Genomic DNA, 4945 nt, shown 5'->3' on the forward strand with positions numbered 1-4945 from the left:
GGCTAGGCGGCCTCGATTTTTTCGATGAGGTAGAAGTTGTTGGATGGCTGAAAGTCGGATGCCCTGTTTGCGGTCTGCGCCTGCTGCGTTGCCGCTTTGACATACATCTTGGTCTGGGCATCCACCAAAGGACCGTAACGGACATTGCCCTGGCCCATCGTGGATGAAACATCGAAGGCGATGAGAAGAGGTTTGGTTTTATCCAACGCGAACGCTGCAGGAGGAAGCGTCACAGAAACGCCCGCGGGCACGGTGACGTTTGTACCCAGCAGCACGAGCGGCGCCGCAGAATCCCACGCCTCCCCCGAAGGAACCGCATGGGAGATCGTGATGGCAGAAAGGATGAGTGGCCCTGTCACCGCGCCGCGGATCGTCACTCTCACCTGAGTGCCGCTGTTCGCCAGGCGATCAGTTCCAATGCGCTGCACAAAACAAAAGCCCGGTGCAGCTTGATCGGTAGTGAGAGGGACCGGCATGCCCGTGGGCGGAGGGAACACTGGTTTAAAGGACAGTGTGGTCACCGTCACCTTGACATCCGGCACAGATACCACACGCTCCGGCACTCCCTTGTTCACGCCATCCACAAAGGCACGGAGGCGGTATTCGTAGGTTGTACCGGGCGTCGTTGTGGTATCTTGATGAGCAGGCGGCGCGCCTCCGCTTTGTGTTATTTCAAAGTTTGCACCCGCACGTTCAAGAGTGAAGCGCGTGGCCTTGTTCGAATTGTTCTTCCACGTGAGATTGCTCGAGTTGAGTCCCGGCGTGGCCACCAGATCCGATGGTGCGGCAGGGCGAGTTGTAGCACTTGCTTCCGCAGAGGTGAAGGCTGCGGAGAGCACGGTCCCCGTGACATCCGTGGCAATGAGCTGATAAAAGAATGTGGTGCCTTCAGGGAGATCGATGTCATCTGCCTGAGTGCCAGCGATATCTTGTAGCGCAGGGACCGGCGCGACACTTCCCGAAGACTCCCCTCGTGAGATGCGGAATTTTGCGGTCGCCTCCGGGTGCGTCCATCGCAGTGTAATTTTCCGGTCGCCTGTCCGCTCTGCGATCAGAGACGTCGGCGGTGGCGTCGTGGGTGCTTCACCGGCACCAAAGCTTCCGCATCCGGCGAATCCGCACATCAACACCACCGGCACCAAAACCAGTGGGGCCAACAGCGCGAGCAGCAGCCATTCCATGGGACGGGGTCATTGAGATGACGCAGACTGTTCGCAATCGCTTCCCCAAGTGACAGAATCACGGAGTCGCGAATCGAGCGGGGTGCGACAGTCTCCTCCCAATCACGGGAAAATACCCGTAAATAAATGATCAACCTTCCGCAGGTCGTGTGCGGCAATCCGGATTGCTGCGCACGACCTGCATCTTTGGTCAGCATTTTGGCCTCCCAGTGCAAGTTGACTGCCTCTTGCTCTGGCAGAATCAATCAGGGCTGTCGCCCTGTGGAAGCACTCAATCGATTGGATTCACCCCAGCGAATGGCATGACGCGTCACCGCTGCTCCGTCTTCAAGTTTCAGCTTGGCGCGGATATTCGCGCGATGCACATCTACAGTCTTGGGACTGATGCGCATGGCCTCTGCAATCTGCGGAGTGCTGCGTCCTTCACCGAGAAGCTGGAACACTTCAAACTCGCGATCGGTCAAAGCATCAAGGCCATCCGTACCCTTGGGAGGCGTGCCGCTGGTGAAGGCCTGCAGGATATTGTCCGCAATATCTTCGCTCAGCCAGAGCTTGCCCGCTGCAACCTTGCGAAGTGCACGCTCGAAGATCTCGTAGTCCGCGCTCTTCATGAGATAACCCTTGGCACCCGCCTTGATGGCGCGGTGCGCATAAAGCGTCTCTTCGTGCATGGACAGCACGAGCAGGGGCAGATTGGGATGCAGGGCATGCACATCCTTGATCAGCTCCAGGCCACTCCTGCCCGGCAGCGTGATGTCCACCACGAGCACATCTGGCATGTCAGACTCGAGGTGGGTGAGGGCATCCGTGGCATTGGGCGCAGTCCATGCGCATTCAAAGCCGTCGAGACTGTCGATGAACTGCTTCATGCCTTCTCGCATGAATGTGTGATCATCGACAATGGCCACGCGCTGCACGCCGGCCGTCGTTTCTGGGTTTTCGGTTCGTTTCATAAGGCAAGTTCACTCCCCGTGGCAAGGCTTGCAACAGGGACTTCGCAGACGACTTTGGTGCCTCCTCCCGGCCTCGGCTGGAAGGAGATGCTAGCCCCGAGGACTTCCACACGTCTCTGCACCATGTGGAGCCCCATGCCCGCATTGCGAGGTGGGCTGGCTGGAAAGGCGACACCGTCATTCAGGACTTCGAGCCGCAGCATACGATCATCCTGCACGAGATTGATTTGAATGCGGGTGGCCTGCGCATGCTTGGCTGCATTCACTGCCAGCTCCTGCGCGATGCGATAGACATGCGTGCTCATCTCGGGATCGAACTGGGAGATGCCCTCTGAACAATGCACGACACAAGGCACCTGGAATGAACTCGTGATGAAGCGGCTCAGCTCCTGAATGGCCGGGCTCAAGTCTTCCACACCACTGGCCACCGGCATGAGGCCTCGCGCAAAGCCACGCACCAGATTGTTCGCCAGGGCGAGATCGGACGCGAGCTCACCCGCCAGCTCTGCCTGGGGAAGATGCGCGCCCACCAGGCTCTTGCGCAGCACACCGCTCTTCAGCTTCGCAGCGGCCAGTCGTTGGCACACATCATCATGCAGGTCACTGCCAATGCGCCGACGCTCTTCCTCGGCTGCCTGCAGCAATTGTTTGTCCACGGTCTTTCGTTCCGTGACGTCGAAGGCAAAACCCGCCAGTGCATAGGGTTCATTGCGGTGATCCTTCACCACGAAGGCACGCACCTGCAGCCAGCGCGCCGGCTTGCCTGCATGCACCAGCCGCAGCTCGACCTCTGCGGACTCCCCACCTTGCTGAAGGTCGCGAAGCAGCAGCAACAAACGACGACGCTCTTCCTTGGGCACGGCATGCAGCCAGTCCCACCGATGCGTCACCAGTCGGGTACGGCTGCGATTCCAGTACACCTCATAGGCATCATTCACACTGAGATCGGCAGGTTTCTTCAGGGGCGCCATCCAGAAGACGTCCCGGAGATTTTCCATCATCTTCTGCAATTGCGTTTCCGTGTCGCGCAGATTGGTGGAGGCTTCCAGGAAGCTGCGGGAAATGCGAGCCAGTTCGTCATTGCCACGCAGTGGTTCTGGCAGGGGTGCCCCCGTGCCCACGGCCTTCGCCTGCGAAATGAGCTGCTGCACGCGGGAGGTCACCAGGTGTTGCAGCAGGAGCCAGAGCAGCAGGCACGCGGCGAGCAGGAGGAAGCTGCGCGAGATGGTCTGGTTCAGCGCATGAGCACGAGCCTCAGCAATGGCCCGTGCAAGATCGTACTCCATGATGACCAGACCCTTCTCCGTAAAATAGTTCCCGGTCAGATAGGGGAATACCGACAAGTAGCGCTTGCCCGGATCCACTTCATGAATCTGCCCCTGCATGGTCTGCCTTGCCTTTGCCATGAGAGGTCGTGCGATCCGCAGTGGCGTAGAGTCCAGCGGAAGGCCCGTCCATTGCCGCTTGGAGGAGTGCTGCACGACATCATGCTGATCACTGATCACACCGCGGACAAGATCCGGCGTGGCAGAGACATAGCTCATCTCCAGGTCCACCGCGTGATGCATGCTCCGCGCCAGCAGATGCTGCACCACACCGGACATGCGGGTGCCATCGGAGTAAGCCAGCAGCTCCAGCGACTTCCTCCGCACCTCCTCCTCACGCCGAAGCTGCATGACATGGTTCGACACCACCAGCGCGGCTCCGAAGAGCAGCAGGATGGCGGAGAGCCGGAACTGCAGGGTGCTGGCAAATCTCGGCATCATGGCTGGCACAACCGCGCATCCGTCCAGACATGATCCGTGCGCGGCCTGTCGATTACCCCCTTTCTCGCAAGGAACTGGCCAATCTTCTCAATAGTGCCCTCCAATCCCTGCGGACCAGGGCTCAAAAGGGTGACGTTCTCTTCCTTGTTTGGCTGGTGGAGAAGGGTGAGCACCTCATGTAGACGATCCACCGTGAGCGACTCTCTCCGGGCGATGGCCTCAATCGCCTCTGGGGTCGCCCCTTCCCGGAGCATTTCCAGGCCGGTGAAATGCCCATCCACCAGTTGCTTCAACGCCGGCAGGCGGGACTCCAGCACATCCGCCCGTACGGCGAGTACTCGCACGAGTTCACGAGGCAACTCCTTGCTACTGAAGATCTCCACCCCGCCGTTCTCGATCACTTTGGAACGAAAGGGCTCGGATGTCACCACGGCATCAAGGCTCTGCTCAAGGAAGGCACCGGCAGATTCTGCAACATTCAACGGGACCACCTGCACATCCGCCATGCTCAACCCCTCCCTGTCGAGCGCCCGTGACAATACATAGGATCCCATCGACGTAAGGCTTACCCCAATGCGGCGTCCTTTCAGGTCCTTGATGCCTGCCACACCCGGCCTCGTCACAATGGCATCAGCACCATTGGAAATATCCATCACCAATACGGCCCGGATGTCGTGTCCCTGCTCGGCGAGCCTGAGCATTTCGTCCAAGGTCAGGACGGCGACGTCAGCCGCACCATTTTCGAATGCCCTCATCGTGGCCGAGGGCCAGGGCATCTCCATGATGGTGATGCTGTCAGGGATGTAGTCCATCTCATCCGCCAGGGCAATGGGCTCCACACCGGGCCACGTGCCCACCGCCACGGTGAGGGGACTCGTCCATTGCACCGGAGGCCAAAACACCCCGGCAACGGCAAAAATTGCCGCCAGAAAGGCCACAACAACTACTGAAAGCCGGGATGTCATCTCAAGTATCCATGCAAGAAAACATGCCCAGGACAATAAGGTTCCCGCTTAGACCCTAAAAACAAGGCCTTTGTGGCCCC

General features: G+C 59.3%; 4 protein-coding genes. All 4 read right to left on the reverse strand.

The window, feature by feature from the left end; translation table 11 throughout:
• Positions 1–2 precede the first annotated feature (2 nt).
• The 4 genes from DES53_RS12020 to DES53_RS12035 all read right to left on the reverse strand — a co-directional run bounded on the left by DES53_RS12020 (position 3) and on the right by DES53_RS12035 (position 4865).
• Positions 3–1181: a fibronectin type III domain-containing protein gene (locus DES53_RS12020; protein ID WP_113958503.1), complete on the reverse strand. Its 1179-nt coding sequence runs from the start codon at positions 1179–1181 to the stop codon at positions 3–5.
• A gap of 245 nt (positions 1182–1426) precedes the next feature.
• On the reverse strand, positions 1427–2134 hold the full coding sequence (locus tag DES53_RS12025; RefSeq protein WP_113958504.1) for a response regulator transcription factor: 708 nt from the start codon (positions 2132–2134) through the stop codon (positions 1427–1429).
• Positions 2131–3900 (reverse strand): PAS domain-containing sensor histidine kinase, encoded by a 1770-nt coding sequence (locus DES53_RS12030; protein WP_113958505.1) that lies wholly within the window; start codon positions 3898–3900, stop codon positions 2131–2133. The genes DES53_RS12025 and DES53_RS12030 overlap by 4 nt, the downstream gene beginning before the upstream one ends.
• A complete protein-coding gene (locus DES53_RS12035; protein WP_113958506.1) occupies positions 3897–4865 on the reverse strand; it encodes an ABC transporter substrate-binding protein in 969 nt (322 codons plus the stop codon). Before DES53_RS12035 ends, DES53_RS12030 begins: the two co-directional genes overlap by 4 nt.
• Between the last annotated feature and the right edge of the window lie 80 nt (positions 4866–4945).

The sequence above is a fragment of the Roseimicrobium gellanilyticum genome, from assembly GCF_003315205.1.
Classification (GTDB): domain Bacteria; phylum Verrucomicrobiota; class Verrucomicrobiia; order Verrucomicrobiales; family Verrucomicrobiaceae; genus Roseimicrobium; species Roseimicrobium gellanilyticum.

What these genes read in the sequence shown, in the direction of transcription:
- DES53_RS12025 (WP_113958504.1), bottom strand. Translation starts at nt 2,134, where the DNA reads ATGAAACGAACCGAAAACCCAGAAACGACGGCCGGCGTGCAGCGCGTG.
- DES53_RS12030 (WP_113958505.1), bottom strand. Translation starts at nt 3,900, where the DNA reads ATGATGCCGAGATTTGCCAGCACCCTGCAGTTCCGGCTCTCCGCCATC.
- DES53_RS12035 (WP_113958506.1), bottom strand. Translation starts at nt 4,865, where the DNA reads ATGACATCCCGGCTTTCAGTAGTTGTTGTGGCCTTTCTGGCGGCAATT.
- DES53_RS12020 (WP_113958503.1), bottom strand. Translation starts at nt 1,181, where the DNA reads ATGGAATGGCTGCTGCTCGCGCTGTTGGCCCCACTGGTTTTGGTGCCG.